The following is a 21023-nucleotide window of genomic DNA, read 5'->3' on the forward strand; positions in this document are numbered from 1 at the left end:
GGGCGGCCGTGCCCCGGCTCGACACCGGAGAGGCTCTGCGCACCGATGTCGTCGTGGTCGCGGCGGGCGCGGCCTCGGGCGCGCTGCTGCGGCCGCTCGGCGAAAAGGTGCCGGTCATCGCCGAGCGCGGCTATCATATCCAGTCCACCGAAACCGAGTGGCCGGACGACATGCCGCCGGTGGTCTTCGAGGATCGGTCGATGATCGTCACGCGCTTTCGATCGGGCCTCAGGGCCGCGGGCTTCGTCGAGTTCGGAAGGGCGGAAAGTCCGAGCGATGCCCGCAAATGGGCGAGGCTGCGGGCCCACGTACAGGCGCTTGGCCTTCCCTTTCGGCTGCCGGGAGAGCCCTGGATGGGCGCCCGCCCCACCTTGCCGGACTATCTGCCCGCCATCGGACGCGCTCGGCACGCCGGCAACCTCTTCTATGCCTTCGGACACCAGCATCTCGGCCTCACCCTGGCGCCCATGACGGGCGAGGCCGTCGCGGCGATGATAACGGGTGAAACGCCCGCTTTCGACCTCGCCCCCTTCTCACTGGCACGATTTCGAAAGTACCATTCCGCCACCCAGGAGTCTCGATGACCGCCCATTGGAAAACCAGCCGCCGCGCCCTCCTCGCGAGCGCCGCGCTGGCCGCCTTCATGCCCGCCTTCGCCTGGGCGCGCGGGAGAACGTCGCCGACGCCTGGAAAGGTGCGCGCCTTTCCACTTTCCCGGGTGCGGCTCCTGCCCTCGCCCTTCCTGACAGCCGTCGAGGCGAACCGCGCGTACCTGCACCGGCTGGAGCCGGACCGGCTGCTCCACAATTATCGCAAGAGCGCCGGCCTCGAGCCCAAGGGCGAAATCTATGGCGGCTGGGAAAGCGACACGATCGCCGGCCACACGCTCGGTCATTATCTCTCGGCGCTCTCGCTGATGCACGCTCAGACCGGCGACGAGCAATGCCGGCGCCGCGTCGACTATATCGTCGACGATCTTATCGAGGTGCAGAAGGCCCATGGCGACGGCTATGTCGCCGGTTTCACCCGCAAGCGCGGCGACATCGTCGAGGACGGCAAGCTCCTCTTTCCAGAGTTGATGCGCGGCGACATCCGCTCCTCGGGCTTCGACCTCAACGGTTGCTGGGTGCCGTTCTACAACTGGCACAAGCTCTATGCCGGATTGTTCGACGCCCAGACCCTCTGCGGCAACGAGAAGGCGATCGGCGTCGCCACCGGCCTCGGCCACTATATCGACCGCGTCTTCGCCTCTCTCGACGACGATCAGGTCCAGACGGTGCTCGACTGCGAGCATGGCGGCATCAACGAGAGCTTCGCCGAGCTTTACGCCCGCACCCGCGACACTCGCTGGCTGCGCCTGGCCGAGCGCCTGCGCCACAAGAAGATTCTGGACCCGCTGAGCCAGGGCAAGGACGTTCTCCCCTGGATCCACGCCAACACCCAGATCCCGAAGCTGATCGGCCTTGCCCGCCTGCACGAGCTGACGGGCGATCCTTCCTATGCGGACGCCGCCCGCTTCTTCTGGGAAACGGTGACGCGGGACTACAGCTACGTCATCGGCGGCAATGCCGACCGGGAATATTTCCCCGGGCCGCGCACCGTATCGAAGCACATCACCGAGCAGACCTGCGAGAGCTGCAACACCTACAATATGCTGAAGCTCACCCGGCACCTGTTCAGCTGGGCGCCCGAAGCGCGGCTGTTCGACTTTTACGAACGCGCGCACATCAACCATATGCTCGCCCACCAGAATCCGGAGACGGGCGGCTTTGCCTACATGGTGCCGCTGATGTCGGGCTCGCACCGCAGCTTCTCGTCGGACTTCGACGATTTCTGGTGCTGCGTCGGCACCGGCATGGAGACCCACTCCAAGCATGGCGAGAGCATCTGGTGGCAGGCCGGCGACCGGCTGATCGTCAATCTCTTCATCCCTTCCCGCCTGGACTGGCAGGAGCGCGGCGCCACCGTGGTAATGGAGACAGCCTATCCCTATGACGCGGCGGTGACGCTGACGCTGGAGGAACTGGCATCGCCTTCAGCTTTCGCTGTCGCCCTGCGCATCCCGGGCTGGTGCGAAGGCGCGGCTCTGGCCGTGAACGGAAAGCCGCAGCCGATCGCAATGGGGGGCGGCTACGCCGTCGTTCGTCGCCGCTGGAGCAGGGGCGATCGGCTCACGATCACCTTGCCCATGCGGCTCCGCACCGAAGCCACAGTGGACGATCCTTCGACGATCGCGCTGCTCCACGGCCCCGTCGTTCTCGCGGCCGATATGGGCCCCGCCAGCGAGCCCTTCGAAGGAACCGCGCCGGCGTTGGTCGCGGCCCATGTCATCGAGGGCTTTGCCCCCGTCGCCGTGGCGGACAAGCGCTTTCGGACTACCGGCATCGCCCGCCCCGCCGATCTCGCCTTCGCGCCCTTCTATGAACAGCGCGATCGCCGCACCGCGGTCTATTTCCGCAAGTTCACCGATGCGGAATGGGACGTGGAGCAGGCCGCCTATGCCGCCGAGCAGGCACGGCTCAAGGACCTGGAGGCGCGCTCGGTCGACGTCATGCATCTGGGCGAAATGCAGCCGGAGCGCGACCATCAGCTCACGTCCAGGAATTCCTATCCGGTCACCTATCGCGGCCGCCACGGCCGCGACGCGCGGGCGGAAGGTTTCTTCCAGTTCCGGATGAAGGTCCGGCCAGGTCCGCTCATGCTTCAGGCAGCCTATTGGGGCGAGGAACGCAACAAGCACTTCGACATCAAGATCGACGGCACGACCATTGCTACCCAGCGTCTCGACGGCGAGCGCCCGGGCGAATTCTTCACCGTGGACTATGTGGTCCCCCAGGCGCTGGCGACGGGCAAGGCGGAGGTCCTGATCCGCTTCGAACCCCGGCCCGGACCCAATCGCTGCGGACCCGTTTTCGGCGTGCGGCTTTTCACGGAAAGGCCGGCGTCCGGGGCGACGGAAACGATCTGAGCGAGCAGATGCCCGGCTAAGGCTCCGCTCGTCCAGCGGCAACCGCCTGGAACCGGCCGGGCAGACTGAAGCCGCGACCAAGAGTGTCGTCGGGATCGACCTCGAAAATGGCGGTCCCGCAATGATGGGATCGGCCGGAGACACGAACGCGGACCGCCCCGAAGACGGGGCCCCCGTCCGGCTCCGTCACGCATCCCGAAAATGCGATGCCGGTGGGTCCGAAGAAATCTCGCGCCTCCCCCGCTTTTATCAACCCCCGCGCATGGTCGCGCGCCATGCGGGCGGTGACGCCGCTTCCGGTAGGGCTGCGATCGATCTGGCCATCGGCGAACACGCACAGATTGCAGGTCGGCGCGGGCGGCGCCGCGTCGTCGGTAAGGATCGTACCATAGAGAAAACCCAGGTCGGGCGCGTCCGGGTGAACGATGTCGAGTTCCTGCCTGGCTGCCTCGGTGATGGCCGTCGCGGCCGAAACCAGCTGGTCGAACGGCGTCTCGAAGAAAGGAAGACCCAGGCGGGACGCCGGCAGGAGCGCGTAGAAGGCGCCGCCATAAGCCAGATCGAACGTAACCCGGCCGAGGCCCGGCACGTCCAGCGAGACGTCCGCGCGACTGAGGAAAGCCGGAACGCTGTTGAAGGCCGCGGTCGTCACCGCCCCTTTCTCGACGCGGCACATGACCTCGATGAGGCCGCACGGCAATTCGAGGAAGAACCGCGTTTCGGGCTCGATCGCCGGAACCTGGCCGCTCTCCACCAGCCATTTGCCGAGCGCGAGGGTCGCATGGCCGCACATGGTGCTGTAGCCTTCGCCATGGATGAAGAGCGCCGCCAGCGCGGCTCGGGGGTCGGTCGGCCGCACCGGTATGACCCCATACATCCCGGAATGCCCTCTCGGCTCCAGCACGAGAATGCGACGAATGTCGTCATGGAGCCGCATCGCCTCCCGGCGCTTCTCCAATATCGAGGCGCCCGACAGCTCCGGATAGCCGCCGGTGACGATCCGCACCGGCTCGCCGGCCGTATGCATGTCCGTGACGTCGAAGCGCCTTCCTTCCATCACATTCCTTTCCTGCCTGCGCTCGTGACAGCCGCCTCGCAGATGAACCCCTATGCCGTGAGGGTACCGTCCAGCAGCGCCTCGATCTCCTTGAGCAGGCCGGCGTGCACCTCCACCCCTTCGGCGAGGCTGCGCTCCCTGGCCTGGTATCGACGCTCCGACGGCAGGCGCGCACCCTGGCCGGTAATGCCGTCGAAGAGCTGCTCGGCGCGCGTCAGATGTCCGGCCGCCGCGCCGCCCAGGAAACCTTCGGGATCGATCGCTATGATCAGCTCCCCGCCGAGCGGAGAGGCTCCGGCGCCGCCATCGGCGGCGAGCGACTCCGCGCTCGTCATGTCGCCGATTAGGGGGCCAGCGATGAGCTCGACCATCGCCGCCAGGGCGGAACCCTTGTGGCCGCCGAACGTCAGCATCGAACCCGCCAGCGCTTCGGCCGCGTCCGTGGTGGGATCGCCGTCTGGATCGAGACCCCAGCCCAAAGGAATACGCCTGCCCTCGCGCCGGTGCAGCTCGATCTCCCCGCGTGCCGTCGCGCTGGTGGCAAAATCGAACACGAAGGGATGCGGCCCCGGTCGTGGCCATCCGAACGCGATCGGATTCGTGCCGAAGAGCGGCGCCGTGCCCCCGGCGGGAGCCACCCATGCATGACTGGGCGTAAACGCAAAGGCCACCAGGCCGTCCCGCGCGAGCGCTTCGACCTCGGGCCACAGCGCCGCGAAATGGATACAGTTGTTGATGGCGAGCGCGGCGATGCCGCATCGCCGGGCCTTGTCGTTGATGAGCGGCCGGCCCGCGTCGAATCCGATCTGCGCATAACCACCCTGGCAGTCGATCCGCACCACGCCCGGAGCGGGGTCATGGATCCGAGGCTCCGCATCGGGATTCACCTTGCCCGCCCGAATCGTGTGGGCGCAAACGAGGAGCCTGTAGAGTCCGTGGGCAGTGCAGCCGTCCCGTTCGCCGGCCGCAATCGTCGCGGCGACAGCATTCACCTGCGGTTCGGCAAGCCCCAGCCGGCCGAGCACGGTTTCCGCCAATTCCCGCACCTCCCCGACGGTCATTCGAACCTTGTCGTCGTCCATAGTCTCCTCCGCTGATTGGCTCGTATATCGTATACGGAAGACGATTAGTCCAGTCGCAGCCGGCTAGCGGCAAATGTCGATCCACTCCGCTCCGACCAGCTCCGCCAGCGCCGAAGGCGCGATGCGCACCGAAGCCGTCCGTGATCCCGCCGCGGGATAGATGACATCGAAAGTCCGCAGCGAAATGTCGCAATAGATCGGAAGCGGCGTCTTCAGGCCGAACGGGCACACGCCGCCTATCGGGTGGCCGGTGAGCTCCATAACTTCATCCGCGCCCAGCATTCGCGGCCTTCCACCCAGCGCCTCCTTGGTCTTCCGGTTGTCGAGTCGCGCATCGCCCCGCGCGACGATGAGCATCGCGCGATCATTGACCCGGATCGACAGGGTCTTGGCGATCCGGCCCGGCTCCACGCCCAGCGCCGCCGCGGCCTCCGCCACCGTGGCGGTGCTGGCGCCCTGGTCGACGATGTCGATCTCCGGCGCTCTTTGGGCGAGGAAGGCCCGAACCGATTCCAGGCTCATGACCCTGCCTTGAGCCGACCCTTCTCGACCCTGACGCCCGCATCGCCAGCCTTCTCGATCAGTTCGCTGCTGTTCACGATGGGGGCTCCTCTCCAACAGGAATGAGAGCCCTTAGCGGGTCGCGATGCCGGAGGTCCAGTTGGCACATGGCCCTGAAATTCCGGCATGGTTCCGCCATCTCCAAAAGAGGCTCGGCGATCGGCCGTCGGCTCGGAGTAGCGCTAGATCCTATTCGTCCGCAGAAACGCCAATCGGACACTGGACTTTCCGTCGGCCGTCTCCTCAGCTAACATTTCGACGGCCGCTCTCGAAGCGAGAATGCGCGCCTGAACGACGGCAAGCCGCGCGTCAGGGCGCGGACCACCTGGGCGATAATCGACAAGGCGAGCGGGCGCCCCATCCGCGTGCCGCGCGAAGTGGCGGAGCCTTTTCTTTCCTCCCTGTCGCGAAGCGATGGGGAGGGGGACGCCTTAGGCTGGTGGAGGGGTATAAGGCGCGGGTGGCGGGGGTCACGCGCGACCCGCCGACCGCCGGTGCAGTTACCCCTCCACCATGCTCGCAGCGAGGATTAGAAGCTGCGTATCGCGTCGATGATCTTCGGGTAGGCCCTGCCGTCCACCGCGAAGCCCATATGGCCGCAGTCGAGCTCGACCTCCCTGTCGCTCTGGCCCTCTGTTCCGCGCGCGCAGGCCGGCGCCACGATCCCGTCGCGGCGGGACCAAATGGCGAGGGTCGGCACCGGCGGCTTGACCCCGAGCTCGACCTTGAGGGGCGGCTCGTCCACCCGATGGCCGGCGACCAGCTCGTAGAGCCGCCAGACATTGTTGTGGCGCGGATCGCCGGAAAAGGGAGAGCCGAGCGTGACCACCTTGGCGACGAGGTCGGGCCTGAGCTTGGCCGCCTCGCGGGCGTAGATGCCGCCCAGGCTCCAGCCGACGAGGATCACCGGCCGGCCCTGTCCAAAGTCCTCGATCCGGGCGGCGAGCCGCTCCAGTGTGTCTTCACGAACGCCTCGGCTCCAGCCCATGCCCCATCCACTAACGCGATAACCGGCGTCCCCCAGCGCCCGCTGAAGACCGAGCGTCGTCCGGTCGGTGGCGAAAAAACCGGGGACCACCATCAGCGGTTGGCCGTCAGCCGGCCCACGCTCGCCCAGCTTCCCGAACCCGCGGTACAGACGTGAAGCGATCGCGGCGCCTTCGCGGAGCAGCAGCCGCAAGGGCGGCCTGTGCGCGTCAGAGATACTCACCGTCCATCAAGTCCCACAGGGCGCTGGGCAGCTTCACCCGTCCGTCCGCCTGCTGGTGGTTCTCGAGCAGCGGCACGAGGATGCGCGGGCTCGCCAGGGCGGTGTTGTTGAGCGTGTGTACGAAGCGCACCTTGCGCTCGCCGTCGCGCCAGCGAAGGTTCGCGCGGCGCGCCTGCCAGTCGTGCAGGGTCGAGCAGCTGTGCGTCTCGCGATATTTGCCAAGCGACGGCACCCAGCTTTCGATGTCGTTCATGCGGAACTTGCCGAGACCCATGTCGCCGGTCGATGTCTCGATCACCTGATAGGGGATTTCCAGCTCCTTCAGCAGCATCTCGGCATTGGCGAGAAGCTTCGCGTGCCATTCGGCCGAAACCGCGTCATCATCCTCGCAGATGACATATTGTTCGAGCTTGTAGAATTGGTGGACGCGCAGGAGCCCGCGCACGTCCCGCCCGGCGCTCCCTGCCTCGCGGCGGAAGCAGGGGGAGTAGCCGGCATAAAGTATGGGCAGCTTGTCCGCCTCGATGATCTCGCCGGAATGGAGGCTGGTGAGGGCTATCTCGCCCGTGCCTGCGAGATAGAGATCGTCTTTGGGTATCTCGTAGGCTTCTTCCTCGTGGCCGGGGAAATGGCCGGTGGCCACGAAGGCGCTCGGCCGGGCCAGTGCCGGGACGGTCATCATTGTGAACCCTTCGGCCGCCAGCTTCCGTTGCGCCCAGAACATCAACGCCTGCTCCAGCAGCGCCAGCCGCCCTTTGAGGCAATATTGGCGCGAGCCCGAAACCTGAGTGATGCGGCCGAGATCGGCCCAGTCGTTCATCTCGACGAGGGCGACATGGTCGCGCGGCTCGAAATCGAACTCGGGAACTGCGCCTTTCTGGCGGACGACGGTGTTGAAGCTCTCATCCGGCCCGACCGGCGCGCCTTCCCAAGGAATGCCCGGAAGCCGCAGCATCAGCGCGTTAAGCGCCTCGCTTTTCTCGCCGAGCGCCGCCTCGATCCCGGAAATCTCCGCCCCGAGCGCCTTCGCTTTCTGCCCGAGCGCCGGCCGTTCGGCGGGGTCGGCGCTCTTGAAGCCGTCGCTGATCTCGTTGCGCCGCCGGCGGAGCTCGTCGACCTGGCTCTTCATCGAGCGCACGTCCACGTCGAGCGCGAGTAGCGCGCCCAAGTCGACGTTAACATTCTTGTCGGCGATCGCCTTGGCGACCGCTTCGCCATTTTCGCGGATGAAATTGAGGCTCAGCATGGCGCCGCCCTAGCTTCGTCAGTAGGCGAGCGCCAGCCCGTCGGCGCGCATCTCGCTCGACGCGCCGTAGACGCGCTCCTTGCCATCCATCCGCCGCTCGACGCACTGGTATCGGCCGAAGCCACCGTCGGAGCCGCCAATCTGCCAGCCCATCGCGGCAAGCGCCGCCGCCGTCCGATCCGGCACACCTGTTTCCAGCCTCAACATTCCGCGCGAGCCGAGATCGGGCGAATCCTCGCCCATAGCCTGAGACGAGCCTTCGTGGTGCCAGCGCGGGGAATCGCCCGCCGCCTGGGCGTCGAGGCCGTAATCGATGCGGTTGATGATGATCTGCGCCTGGCCCTGCGGCTGCATGTCGCCGCCCATCACGCCGAACGACAGCCAGGGCTGCCCGTTCTTCGTCGCGAAACCCGGAATGATGGTCTGGAAGGGCCGCTTGCCGGGGGCGTAGATGTTGGGGTGGCCGTCCTTCGTCGTGAAGAGCTGGCCCCGATCCTGGAACATGAAGCCGAGGCCGTCGGCGACGAGGCCGGAGCCCATGCCGCGGAAGTTGGACTGGATCATCGACACCATCATTCCGTCCTTGTCGGCGACGGAGAAATAGGTGGTGTCGCCGCGCGACGGCGCCTCGCCCGGCTTGACCTTGTCGTTGATGCGGTCCGGCCGGATCAGCTTCGTCCGCTCGGCGGCGTAGGCCTTGGAGACCAGCCAATCGGCGGGCACGTCCACCACATCCGGATCGGCATAATAACGGGCGCGGTCCTCATAGGCGAGCCGCTTGGCCTCGGTCTGGAGGTGGATCGACAGCGGCGACTGGAAGCCCGCGCCTTTCAGGTCGAAATGCTCCAGGATATTGAGCATCTGAAGGGTCGCCAGCCCCTGCGTGTTCTCCCCGATCGCGTGGACGCCGACGCCGCGATAGTCGGTCGCGTAGGGCTGGGTCCATTTGGATTTGTGAGCGGCGAGATCGGCATAAGAGAGCCAGCCGCCGATCCGCTTGAAATAGGCGTCGATCGTGCGGGCGATGTCGCCTTCATAGAAGGCGTCCCGGCCGCCCTCGGCGATCATCCGATAGGTGCGGGCGAGGTCCGGATTCCGGAAAGTCTCGCCGACGCCGGGCGTCTCTCCGCCCGGCGCGAAGGTAGCGCGGGCATTGTCGAACTCCTCGATGCCCATGTTCGGCCGCGCGAAGTTCGTCATGCCGCGCTTCATGTAATAAGCGATCACTGGCGGCACCGGCACGCCGCCTTCGGCATAGGCGATGACGGGCTCGAACAGCTCGGCCCATTTAAGCTTCCCGTATTTGCCGTGGAGCGTCCACCACATATCGACGGTGCCGGGCACCGAGACCGGCAGCGCGCCATAAGGCGGGATGAAGCCGTTCCTGAGGCGGCTGCGCACCGTCTCAAGCGTCAGCGAACGCGGCGAGCGGCCGGAGCCGGCGATGCCGACTACCTTCGCCGCTCCGGGATCCCACAGCATCGCATAGCCATCGCCGCCGATGCCGCAGGCGGTGGGTTCAAGGAAACCAAGGCACGCGTTGATCGCGATCGCCGCGTCGACGGCCGAACCGCCCTTCCTCAGGATATCGATGCCGGCGAGGGTCGCGAGCGGGTGCGACGTCCCGGCCGCGCCGGAGCGGCCGAATACTTCGGATCGCGAGCCGAAGCTGGCGCCGACCGGCCGATCTCCGGCCTGGACGTCGGACCGTTCCCAGCGCTGGACGCCGGGCGGCTGGAAGCCGGGCAGCGGATCGGCTTCGGTCTGGGCGCCCGCGCTGCCCGCCCACGAAAGTCCCACCGCCGCGGCCGGAACGGCCGCCAGGAATTCACGTCTTTCCATTGCACCCTCGCTTTGCCTTTGGCCCGACAATAGCGCCGGCGGACGCGGGCGCCACCCCATGGGCTGGAATTGACGGGCGGGAGACGGAGTTCGTAGAAGCGACGCCACTCAATTCGCGGAGGCGAGGGTGAGATCAGCGTCCGTCGGCATTGCCCAGATCATCACCGGCACGGCCCTCGGTCTCGCCTTGCTCTATTTTCTCCGTAGCATCCTCGTCCCCTTCGTCATCGCCTTCGTTCTGGCGATCCTGGTGGATGCGCTGGTGCGCTCGATCGTGCGCCGCCGGCCGAAGGCGCCCGGCTGGGCGGTGGCAGCGATCGCGGGAGCAATCATTGGAATTTCGGCCTTCAGCGCCTTCTATGTGATCGCCCAGGGGACCGTGGAGATAGTCCAGCGCGGCCCGGCACTGATCGTGCGGCTGGAGCAGCTGGTGGAAGAAACCGGCCGATCCTTCGGCCTCGATCAACCGCTGCATCTCAGCACCCTGGTCGGCCGTATCAGCGTTCCCGAGCTCGCAGGCGACGTGCTGGCGGGCGCGCAGGGCATCGTGTCGGGCCTGTTCCTGATGATCGTCTATTTCGGCTTCATGCTGGCGTCCCGGCCAAGGATCGCGGCCAAGGTCCGCAGCCTTGCGGCTTCGTCGGATCGCGCGGAGGCGATGAAGGCGGGAATGGCCCGTATCGCCGCCGACATCGAAACCTATGTGTGGGTGCAGACGCTGACCGGCGTCATGCTGGCCGGCGTCTCCGGTGCGGTCATGGTCGGCGTTGGCCTCGACAACGCGCTGTTCTGGACGATCATCCTGTTCCTGTTGTCCTACATCCCGATCATCGGCGTCACCGTCGGATCGGTGGCGCCGGCGCTGTTCGCGCTACTGCAATTCCCGACGGTGTGGCAGGCGGTGGTGGTGTTCGCCGGCATCCAACTGGCGGCCTTCGTGGTGGGAAACCTGATCTACCCGCGCATGCAGGCGGACACGCAGAATATCGACCCCGTCGCGACCATTCTCGCGTTGTCCTTCTGGGGCTATCTCTGGGGCGTACCGGGCGCGTTCCTGGCCGTGCCTCTCACTTTGATGCTGATGATCGTCTGCGCACAGTTCGGCAATACGAGGTGGGTGGCCGTGCTGCTCTCCAACAACGGCCGCCCACCTGAGCCCACACCGTCGGGCAATGCCGGCTCCGAAAAAGCCTAGCGGCTCCTCGCTTGGCGCTTCTGCGCATGGTGGCGGCGTTCATAGCGCCGTCTCATCATCGGCTTTCCCCAAGCCACTGCCACCAAAGTCACGATCCCGACGGCTGCAAGACCGCCGCCCAAGGATGCAAGATAGGTAAGCAACAGAAAATCCCCTCGAAACCTGCCAACAATCAGCGGCTATTGGCCGCTCGAAAGCGGATCAATACGGTGTTCCCCGCAGGCCCGACTTGTCAACGAGCCCAAGGAGATGGCGGAGACGGAGTCCGCCGCCACCCACTGAAAAATAACGACTTTTCGCCTGATTGACGCTCTCGTCATAAAATCAGTCATAAAAATCGCTACGGTTCGAGACGGACGTTTACGGACGTCGGCGGCTCAATTCAACAGGATCGAGTCTGCATATGGCTTGGCGAGGCGGCTGAGCCGTGGCCGATCCATGCTGTTGATGGGCATGAAGCCGAGGCTTCTGTCGCGTCCGAAGCTGGCCGAAGGCGGAATGGCGGCTTCTGGGCGGCGAAAAGCGAGAGCCGACGTGGCCAATCGCGTTCACTACGAAACGATTGACCGACGACTTCGTATTGCGAGCGACGGGACGACGTGCAAACATCCAAGATATTTCGGAGGGGGAGAGTTATCCTTGGGATTGCCGCGCGTTCGCTTGCTACAGATCGGCGATCTTCATTTGCCAACCGCCGCTCGGACTGAGCGAACGGTCGATCAGAAGGATCGCACCTTCTCGGTAGAGCTACGCAACGTCATCTCCCGACAGCCTATCAAGACCGTGTTCAAGCGCATCTACCGGATGTGCGAGGATAAGAACGTTGATGGCATCCTTCTCATGGGTGACATGACCGACTTCGGAAAGCTTGACGGGTACAAAGCTGGTCTCGCCTATGTCGCCAATGCGCTTCAGCTGGGTGGCACTCGCAGAAACGCCTCAACCTTCTGCGGCATCGTCCCCGGCAACCACGACATCGACCGCGCGCTGGCGAAGAAGCCGAGCATGCTCGCGAAGTTCAAGCCGCTAAACGCGGCGCTGGATGCGGCCGGTTTCGGTCGGATGCCGGTGGAGAGCTCGCTGGTCAGCCACGTTGGTCCGCAAGACGCACAATGTGCCGTCGTCCTGATGAATAGTTGCTGGGGCTGCGGGGCGGTCGAATACATTCCAGCTGAGTTTCGCGACAGCGTGGGCCCGGCGATCGAGGCGGCGATCGCAAGTGGCGACCCCAAGGTTCTCAGCGCGTACTATGATCGCCAGTTCGACACCCCAGCCTTTTCGGACGCCAGCATTTCACATCTCGTCGAGATTACGGACACCCTTCCTCGCGAGCAGCAACTGGTCGTCGTGGCGCATCACAATCTGCTGCCGCAGCGACTGACTCGCCTCGCCCCATACACCGAGCTGGTAAATTCGGGCGCGGTTAGGGCGTCATTGATGGAAGCCCGTCGGCCTATTCTCTATCTGCACGGTCACATCCACACCGATCCCATCGAGGTTCTGTCTGTGCCGGGAGGAGACGTCCTCGTCTGCATCTCGGCTCCTGCCGCCGAAGCCGGGTTCAACGTCATTGAGGTCGTATTCACCCGTTCCGGCAACCCGCTGGTGGGGCACATCCTCCCTTGGAGGTTCGACCAGTCCGGCGTTCTTCGCGAAGGTGCGCGGTTGACGGTCCCATTGATTGGCAAGCGGCGGCGATCGCTCGATGACGGGCTCGCAAAGGTCTATGCCTACTTGCTCAGCGTGCGTCAGTGCTACTGGTCGGACCTGCTGCACAATTGCGGACCCCATTTTCAAACCGAGGCTGACAGTCAACTTCAGGAGAGCATTGAGTTGCTCATGGCGGACCAATCGATAACGGTGGAGAACTACGACGCCAGACCCGATAGCTGGATAATGGAAGCGCGGATATGACGGCAGGCGCGATCAATCCATTCCGTCCGACGCGATGGGAGCATCACGTCGACGGACGTCCGCTGATCTGGTTCACCGAGGAGGCGGAAGAGCTGTCGGCGGAGAAGTCGACCTACATCCATGGAACTCGTGGCACCGGCAAGACGACACTGCTCAAGGGAATCTGCTGGGAAGATCTTTGCTTCAACGAATCGTTGCGCATGCAGAGAAAACTTACCGATTTCAAGAATATCGGAATCTACGTTCGCTTTCCCGATCATATTTCGGCGTCGATGTCATTCACTGATTGGGCCGCGATTTTTCCTATGGTCCAGAACCCGGAATATGAGTTCTACGCCTTTTTCACCGCAGCTGTGGAGGCGATCTGCATCGAGCGAGTGGCCGACGCGTGTCACAACTTACGCGAACTGGGCGAGATCGAGATCACGGCCGTCCAGGAGCTGCAGCTAGTCGCCGATTTCATTGGCGAGTTCCCCGCGATCTCTCGCTTTGGGTCACGCACCCCAGCCACCTTTCTCGACCTCTCGCGGTGCCTCCGACATATGGTCAGCGCCATGAACCGAGCTTGCGGCCGGGGGACCGTCGGCGAGCTCGTCGGCGAGTTGCCGGATAGGGAGCCGTATCGGATGCTATCCTATTTCGCCGAGCGCGCGAGCGCGGCGATCCGGCTGAGGACCAGCTTAGGACCGCAGACGGTCGGGTTCAAGTTCTGCCTCGACGATTGCGAGGTGCTGAGCGGCCTCCAGCGCAAGAGCATAAACAGCCTGGTTCGCCTGAGCCGTGCCCCGTGCTCATGGGTCGTTAGCTCGGTGGGGGGCGGCCGAGACGATAGCGAGACATTCATCGAATCCCAGCCGTTGACCGACGCCGACCGCCGCGTCATTTCGCTGGACGGCCGGGATGAGATCGCCTTTCGTCGACTGTGTCAGTCGGTCGTCAGCCTGCGCCTGATCTTTTCTCTGCCGCAAGATTCGCGGCCGGTCCTGAACCAAACCGAGCTATCCTCCTTCTTCGATCTCCAGCAGCGTCTCGGTCGATGGGGCGTGAACGACATGATGGGTCATCTCGTCAGTCGATCGGCGAGACCGGCAACAGTTATTCTCGAGAGGGGCGCTCGGCAGCTGCTCACGCTGATGCGGAAAAAGCGGAAGAAGGTTCCGACGCGCTACGACGACAAAGAGAGTCGCCTCCCCTTCTACGAAGCATATGTACTGATGCTTTGGCGCGGGCGCGAAGAGTCTTTCAAGACGAGCTTGGAGCCGTCCGACGTCGAGAAGCTCGCGACCTTCGTGGACAGCTTTGGTCAGCCGGCTTTCGAAGCGTGGCTCCGCCGCAAGCAGAGGGGCGCCTTCCTGCATTTCGCCACTTCGCTAGGTGTACGGCGCCTGCCCTTGGCTGGGTCCAACATCGTGGTCTCGCTGGCCGACGGTTCGATCCGCGACTTTCTCGAGATCATGGGCGAGATCTACGAGGCGTATGTAGCGGCTCAGAAGTGGGATCCAAAGGAGCCGGGAAATCTCGCTCGGTTCACGGCGAGCCGAACGCCAATCTCTAATTCTGTACAGACGAACGGCATCTATGCGGCGAGCGAATCGTACTTTGAAGGGGTCAGTCGACGATCCGAAATCGATACTGATGTCATCTCCAGGCTTCTCGCTGGTCTGGGGGAGTACACGTCAACGCTGCAGACAAATCCGCATGATCCGAGAACACTCAGCACGACGGAGAGAGGTGTCTTCTACGTCGACTATGCATCTTTGATCGGAGGTGAGGGGCTCCCCGCAAGCGGGAGGTTCGTGAACGCGGCGATCCGGCAGGCCGAGCTTGCAGGTTACCTCCGACCCGTCGAAATCCGTCGACACCAGTTGCGGCACATCGACGGTCAGTTTCGATCGGTGGCGTTCAGGCTTCATCGTCGCTTCTCGCCCAAGTTCCGCTTCTCCTATCGCGGCGCCTACGAAGGAGTTCCGCTTGATCCGCAGGATCTGGCCGTTCTCTGCCTTGAGGGTGCGACCGTCACCGCAAAGGACTGGGCGGCCAACCTGGTGGCCAAGATTCCTGCATCCGCCGCTCAACTGGAGCTGCTGAACATCATGGAAGCCGACCATGACTGACGAGTTGGCGATCGGCGACTTCGTGTTTCGACAGCGGAACGTCGAACAAGGGGAAGCGCTTCCGCGCGCATACGACGCAGTCGTGGCCGGGCTCAGTTGGGAGACGAGAGGTTCGACCGCGCTCTCAATGCTGAAGTCCGTCGGGCCGGAGCTGACTCTGTTCAAGTTCGCATCCCGTTCTCAAGAGATCGAAGATGCTAAGGCTTTGCAGCTACGGACGTTTCTCACACTTCAGCCCGACTTGACGATCAAGGACCTGGACGCCTCGACCGAGGCCGAGAAAAACTTCAAGGCCATCAAGGCTTGGCTACAGGACCTCTACGCGAAGGCTGAGCGTCCCCTGTCGATCCTGCTCGACATCACCTGCGTCCCGAAGACCTATGTACTCTACCTCATTGGACTCGGTTTTTCGGACGAATTAGTAGCCCGGCTCGACTGCCTCTACACGCCCGGGAGGTATGATCTCGTTTCCGGAGGAGCTGCGGCTCCGCCCGCGCTCACTGGTCCCCGCCCTTTGCTCTCCGAAGGCGAATGGCACTCGCGACAGATCCCATATCTGGAGGCAAGCGAATACATCGCCAACGATGCCGATCTCCTTGTGACGCTCGGAGGGGAGCTTGGACTATCGGTGCCGTTCATCGAACGCTTTGAACCACGCCGCTTGGGATTGATTTGCATTGAGGAGACATCGCCAAGCCGCAACGTGCCAATGCTACAGAGCGAGCGAATGGCATATGACGAGCTGCTACGCGAACCGAACGCCGTGCAGGAGGATATCAAGCTTTGCGACGCCGTTGGCGTGGCGCGACACGCCAACGCCTTCATCGAGAATACAGCCGCTCGCGGTGCGACGATGATGGCCATCGGCTCGAAGCCCCACGCGATTGGAATAGCTTTGGCGGCGCTGTCCGATCCGCGCGTGGAGGTCGTCTGCCGGACACCCGCCTCATACCGGGCCGTCGACGTTCATCCCTCGGCAGAGCCCATGTTCTACGAGATCGAGGACAGGTTCGATCCGGCCAGCTACATCGCACCAAGACGGCAGGCTAATTAGGAGGACGGCCGGTCGTTCAATACCCCACACGACTGAAGGCCCGCTTTCGGGTGCAGCAATCAATTTGCTGAATGGCTGATTAGGGCGGATGCCGTTGAAAAACTCCGGTCAGGGATCGGAGTGGCCTGGCGCTGAGTGAGAGTGTGATCCTCCTCAGGTGGTCGCGGGTGCTGGCATCGGGATCAGCTTGGCGAGCTTCCTGAGGTTCTGGGCTGTGGCGGCGAGGAGGAACTCGTCTTTTGCTCCGTTGGGGCCTCTGAGACGCAGGCGATCGAGCTTGAGGATGCGCTTGAGGTGCGCGAACAGCATCTCGACCTTCTTCCGCTCGCGTCGGGACGTGAGATAGGCATCGGTCAGTGACAGGTCGCGAGCGAGGTCGCGAGCGCCTTCATGGACCGAGCGCAGCAGCTTTCGGCCTGCCTCGCCCGGGCGGCAGCGCGACCGCAGATCGCACGCCTGACAGTCCGTCTTGCGGGCACGGTAGCGGTCGATGCCGTCGGCTGGCGGCTTGGCCCTGGCCGCTCGTCCCTCCTGCCAATAGCGGCGGAGCTGCTTGCCGCCGGGGCAAGTGTAGCTGTCGTCGGCATGATCGTAGACGAAGTCGCGGCGGGCGAAGCTGCCGTCGGTGCGGTCCTTGTCGAACACCGGGATATGCGGCTCGATGCCTTTGTCGTGCACCAGCCAGGCGAGGTTCTCGGCCGAGCCGTAGCCCGTGTCGGCGGCGAGGCGCTCGGGCCAGATGCCGAACCGCTCCTGCGTCCGGTCGAGCATCGTGCGCTGGGCGGTCACCTCGGCCTGGCGGACCGCCGTCGTCGCCTCGACATCCATGATCACGGCATGCTTCAGGTCGATCAGATAGTTGGTGCAGTAGGCGAAGAAGGCGAGCCCGCCATTGGCGCCGGTCCAGCGCGAGGCCGGATCGGCCGCCGAGATGAACTTGGGCACGACCGGCGTCGCGCCGCCGAAGGCCGCCTCGTCGAGCACGGCCAGATACTCGCGTACGGCATGGCCTGGATCGTCGGGCGGCTCCCACTCGTCGCCCGGCGTCGAGTTCTGGCGGTTGGCGTCGGCCTTGATCATCGAGGCGTCTACCGCGAAACCCTCGCCGCCCACCAACCCCTCGGCAATACAGCGCGCGACGGTCTGCTCGAACAGCTTGCGGAGAAGGTCGCTGTCACGGAAGCGGCCGTGCCTGTTCTTGGAGAAGGTCGAGTGGTCCGGCACCGCACCGTCCAGGCCGAGCCTGCAGAACCAGCGATACGCCAGGTTGAGATGAACCTCGTCGCACAGCCGGCGCTCCGACCGGATGCCCATGCAATAGCCGATGATCAGCATTCGGATCATGAGCTCCGGATCGATCGAGGGACGGCCGGTGTCGCTGTAATAGGGACGGAGCTGCTCTCGGATGTCGCCGAGATCCACGAACCGGTCGATCGACCTTAGCACGTGATCCGCCGGCACATGCCGCTCGAGACTGAACCCGTAGAATAGCTCCGGCTGATCGGTCTGGCGCTCGCCCATCATCGCCCTGGCTCCCACTACCCGAAGGCAGTGAATCAGAGCCTCACCGCCGGCGCAAGCGGGACTTTTTCAACACAATCGGCGCAATTTGGACAATCGAATCCTGTGCATATGTTCGAGAGCAACTCTAGGCATCACGTTTCCGGATGGTGAGCCGCCCTCGGCTTCATCAAGCGAACGCCACCCTACGAATTCTGCGACCATGTGGGATCGACGTTCTTGCGCGCCTGGAACGTATGGAGCTTGAACGGAAAGTCTCCAAGCGGACGACCGCCGCTACCGCAGCGGGACCCTCTCGATCCTGGCTGAAAATCCTGCGCCGCGTGCTGACTTAGGCTTCCACCTTCTTTTTGCCAGAACCGGCTAGCTTCCAAGCGCCAAATACGATGGCGCCGACGATTAGTGTCTGAGCCAGCACTAAGAGCAAAATCATGCGAGCGGTACTGCCGCCGCTATCGCGTGCCATCAGTTCCTTGAGGCGAACACGTTGCACGTGTGTCTGCAAGGCTTCGACATAATCCCACGAGTAAGGCTCCATCAGCTGACGGATCTCGGCTGAAGGATTGAGCGGTATGACGTGCCTCTCCACTTCCTCGCCGACGGGAATTGATACGATGTGGCTTTGTGCGAAACTTCGATAGCTGGTCGCACTAACGGCTCCAGCCGCAGCACAAACCACAATGATGACAGCCGCCAAACTCGGACGCACTTTGTCGATCGCCGGCGTCAACAGCATCACCGCGAGGATCGTTACAATGCTAATGGAGAAGCTGATGTAATTAATCAGGTCTTCTAAGTCTGGCGGGATGTCCACCAGCCCGAGCAGGATTGCCACACCGGGCAGAAGAGCGAGGATGCCTGCAACAGCCTTGATGAGCCACCCGAACTCTTCAAACCTTTCTCTCAGCTGGGGCATGCCAGATCCACCTCCACCGCAGCGCCATTGTACGGCAGGTTAGTAAACCGCCTGTGGGACCAGCTGAGCTGATAGTTGCAGACAGGAAAGAACAGATAGTTATGCCCGAGCCGCCCGCGAACCTGAGCCCCAATAGGATGGGGACCAAAAGCGTTGTAGGTCGCCGCGCGCGCCAGTCTTTCTAAATCCGTCGAGCCGGCGAGCTGAAGAAAATGATCTTGGCGGACATAGTAGAACTCATTCACGCCGCTGCCGCGCACCAACACAGCGGTGTAGATCGGCGGTGGAGGCGGAGGCGGAGGCGGTGGCGGTGGCGACGGTGGTAGCGGTGGCGGCACATCGGAATCGACCAGCCAGTCGTCGGACATTGAATCCGTAGCGGTATCCGCTGGCGCATCCCCTGCCTCATCTTCGGGCACGACGACATCGACCGATCCGGTTTCAAGCGTTAAATCGGGAATTTCCTCGGCGGGAAGTCCCCACGGGGCCTCAACTTCCGATGCGATGGTGCCAACAGTCACGCCGTATTCCGCAAGCTCAGCATCGCTGACCTGCGCGGCAGCCGGTGCCGACAGAGTGATCAACGGAACACTCAGACCCAATAGATGGTCAACTCTACCTTTCATGATCCGCCCCTCGCCAGTCTCGCCATCAGAAACGCACGACTGAGATAAGCCCGACGCTCGCTAACCCCTGAAGCGTGCCGCCGACTCTGGGAAAGTATCCATCTTGCTGTTCACAAACTCAAGTCGACCCTTTCCCTATCATATCTCAGGTTAAATCTATGCAGCCTTCGACCCCGGCAATGTCGGCACTACTGATGCTGCGGCAGACGTTCGAACAAGAGGATGCACGACCTTCACGTAGGGATCGCGCTCGCCTTCAACCCACCAGTTCACCCACAGGCGAAATTCCTCTTTTCGTGGATCGGGGTCGATCGTCATGTAATTTCGCTTCCCGATGAAGCGCGCCTGAGTCCCGGGGAAATCGACCATTCGACCAATAACGCCACGGTCGATTTCATCATCGTTGTCGAACAGGTGACGCAGCGCAAAAACCACTGCCGCCGGCGGCCCCGGGTGAACGATGCCTGACGAAATGAGCTGGTTTATGACGGCTCCTTGAGTGTCTCCCGCCCTTTTAGATTCCACATATCCAAGTGCGGCGACGTGGACGTCACCCGAGATCAGGGTCGGTCGAACCGTTTCGGTCTGAGTAAGACGTAAAAGCCGATGAATGAGGCGGACGCGTTCGCCTTTATGTGGACGGCTATTCCAGTGATCAGCGAGATCATCCTCAAGTTCGTTCTGCCCCGGCCACCATCCCAGGATACGTTCCAATGTCTCGAAGCCCGGATAAACGACCGGAATGCTCGACATGATCACCAGGTGATCGATGTTCTTGAGGCCATCCATCCAAGCGTAGACCGCCTCCCAGTGCTTCGGTGAGAGCACTTGGTCGAGCTTCCGCTCGGATCTCATGTCCAGCACCAGAACAGCCAAGCCACCGATCACGTGTCCAAGTGTAAAACCGTACCTCGAACTGATGCTGTTGGGCGCAGCTTCTCCCACTGAGAGCTGCTGCTGAAAGGTTCGGAAGGCTCTCTCAGCGGCAGGCCAGATGGTCTTCTGATAGACGTCGCATTCCTGACGATCGTCAGGATAGGATCCCCACCCGTCGATGAGATCATGATCGTCCCACATCATGATCGAGGGTATAGACGCGAGCATCGGTCTCACCTCCGGCTGAGACCATCGAGAGACATACAGGTCGAAATAGAAGCGCTCCAGCTCCCCAATCATTTCGTCCGTGGCTTCGGCTTTATTCCCTTCATCAAATTCCAGCCCTGCCCAAGCCTGCATTGAAGGAACGGTCTCCCACATGGAGTCTGCGTAGACCTGGTCACCTCCCATCAGCATCAAATTGAAGGGGACCTTCTTGTGCTGACGCGCCAAATGTTTCCAGAGCGCGTTCTTGTCGGTGACGCCCTTCATTGCCTTGAATGACGAGAAGCCGTTGCACGACGTGTAGGCCGCACGCGGCGCCATTCCTGCTGCCGGCAACGCGACATCGTGTTGAATGTCCCCGATGCTGTAGCGTAGCGTTCTCGCAGCCTCGCCCAAACGGGCTTCGATACGATAGCGCCAGGCGGCCGAGGTGCCGACCTTCCACAGCTCCTCCGGCTCCGCCTCTCCAGCGTCAGCCCCTTCAAAGGTCAGCTTTGCCGGTTTTCTGTCGCCGACCACGAGAACGCTCAGCTCCCAAGTACCACCATATTCGGTTGCGCCACGCAAGGAAAGGACAGGTCCTAACTTAAACACTTCCAACTCCCCCTATTCTGCA

At 63.3% G+C, this 21023-nt stretch carries 16 protein-coding genes; 6 read left to right on the top strand and 10 right to left on the bottom strand.

Features of this window, described 5'->3' with window-relative positions:
- Window positions 1–584: NAD(P)/FAD-dependent oxidoreductase (locus tag VIR62_RS05900; protein WP_431869509.1), on the top strand; the 584-nt coding region annotated here is incomplete at its 5' end.
- Window positions 581–2968, top strand: a complete 2388-nt coding sequence (locus VIR62_RS05905; protein ID WP_431869511.1) for a beta-L-arabinofuranosidase domain-containing protein — start codon at window positions 581–583, stop codon at window positions 2966–2968. The genes VIR62_RS05900 and VIR62_RS05905, both read left to right, overlap by 4 nt.
- Window positions 2969–2984: 16 nt before the next feature.
- Here the strand turns inward: VIR62_RS05905 and VIR62_RS05910 are convergent, their stop codons facing one another.
- The 6 genes from VIR62_RS05910 to VIR62_RS05935 all read right to left on the bottom strand — a co-directional run bounded on the left by VIR62_RS05910 (window position 2985) and on the right by VIR62_RS05935 (window position 9966).
- Entirely contained in the window at window positions 2985–4025 is a 1041-nt protein-coding gene (locus tag VIR62_RS05910) for a proline racemase family protein (protein WP_431869566.1), read from the bottom strand.
- A 50-nt stretch (window positions 4026–4075) separates the two neighbouring features.
- Complete coding sequence (locus tag VIR62_RS05915; protein WP_431869513.1) at window positions 4076–5107, bottom strand: Ldh family oxidoreductase; 1032 nt, start codon at window positions 5105–5107, stop codon at window positions 4076–4078.
- Window positions 5108–5170: 63 nt separating this feature from the next.
- Window positions 5171–5629, bottom strand: coding sequence for a YbaK/EbsC family protein (locus VIR62_RS05920; protein WP_431869515.1), 459 nt, complete (start codon window positions 5627–5629; stop codon window positions 5171–5173).
- Window positions 5630–6197: 568 nt separating this feature from the next.
- A complete protein-coding gene (locus VIR62_RS05925; RefSeq protein WP_431869516.1) occupies window positions 6198–6878 on the bottom strand; it encodes an esterase/lipase family protein in 681 nt (226 codons plus the stop codon).
- Entirely contained in the window at window positions 6865–8124 is a 1260-nt protein-coding gene (gene serS, locus VIR62_RS05930) for a serine--tRNA ligase (RefSeq protein WP_431869518.1), read from the bottom strand. The genes VIR62_RS05925 and serS overlap by 14 nt, the downstream gene beginning before the upstream one ends.
- Before the next feature lie 18 nt (window positions 8125–8142).
- Window positions 8143–9966: a gamma-glutamyltransferase family protein gene (locus VIR62_RS05935; protein WP_431869520.1), complete on the bottom strand. Its 1824-nt coding sequence runs from the start codon at window positions 9964–9966 to the stop codon at window positions 8143–8145.
- 127 nt (window positions 9967–10093) lie between these two features.
- Between VIR62_RS05935 and VIR62_RS05940 the strand changes: the two genes are divergently transcribed.
- The 4 genes from VIR62_RS05940 (at window position 10094) to VIR62_RS05955 (ending at window position 16243) form a co-directional block, all read left to right on the top strand.
- A complete protein-coding gene (locus tag VIR62_RS05940; RefSeq protein ID WP_431869521.1) occupies window positions 10094–11161 on the top strand; it encodes an AI-2E family transporter in 1068 nt (355 codons plus the stop codon).
- Window positions 11162–11599: 438 nt separating this feature from the next.
- On the top strand, window positions 11600–13075 hold the full coding sequence (locus tag VIR62_RS05945) for a metallophosphoesterase family protein (RefSeq protein ID WP_431869523.1): 1476 nt from the start codon (window positions 11600–11602) through the stop codon (window positions 13073–13075).
- The gene (locus tag VIR62_RS05950) at window positions 13072–15189 is read left to right on the top strand and encodes a hypothetical protein (protein ID WP_431869524.1); all 2118 of its coding nucleotides are present in this window, start codon (window positions 13072–13074) and stop codon (window positions 15187–15189) included. Before VIR62_RS05945 ends, VIR62_RS05950 begins: the two co-directional genes overlap by 4 nt.
- Complete coding sequence (locus tag VIR62_RS05955; RefSeq protein ID WP_431869525.1) at window positions 15182–16243, top strand: hypothetical protein; 1062 nt, start codon at window positions 15182–15184, stop codon at window positions 16241–16243. Before VIR62_RS05950 ends, VIR62_RS05955 begins: the two co-directional genes overlap by 8 nt.
- A gap of 153 nt (window positions 16244–16396) precedes the next feature.
- On the opposite strand, the gene VIR62_RS05960 is transcribed toward VIR62_RS05955, so the two are convergent.
- The 4 genes from VIR62_RS05960 to VIR62_RS05975 all read right to left on the bottom strand — a co-directional run bounded on the left by VIR62_RS05960 (window position 16397) and on the right by VIR62_RS05975 (window position 20974).
- Entirely contained in the window at window positions 16397–17767 is a 1371-nt protein-coding gene (locus VIR62_RS05960; protein ID WP_431869527.1) for a transposase, read from the bottom strand.
- A gap of 328 nt (window positions 17768–18095) precedes the next feature.
- Window positions 18096–18680: a hypothetical protein gene (locus VIR62_RS05965; protein ID WP_431869528.1), complete on the bottom strand. Its 585-nt coding sequence runs from the start codon at window positions 18678–18680 to the stop codon at window positions 18096–18098.
- Window positions 18668–19306: a hypothetical protein gene (locus VIR62_RS05970; protein WP_431869530.1), complete on the bottom strand. Its 639-nt coding sequence runs from the start codon at window positions 19304–19306 to the stop codon at window positions 18668–18670. The genes VIR62_RS05965 and VIR62_RS05970 overlap by 13 nt, the downstream gene beginning before the upstream one ends.
- Window positions 19307–19462: 156 nt before the next feature.
- Window positions 19463–20974, bottom strand: coding sequence for an alkaline phosphatase D family protein (locus tag VIR62_RS05975; RefSeq protein WP_431869531.1), 1512 nt, complete (start codon window positions 20972–20974; stop codon window positions 19463–19465).
- Between the last annotated feature and the right edge of the window lie 49 nt (window positions 20975–21023).

The sequence above is a fragment of the Allosphingosinicella sp. genome (assembly GCF_036570505.1).
In the GTDB taxonomy this organism is placed as follows: Bacteria; Pseudomonadota; Alphaproteobacteria; order Sphingomonadales; family Sphingomonadaceae; genus Allosphingosinicella.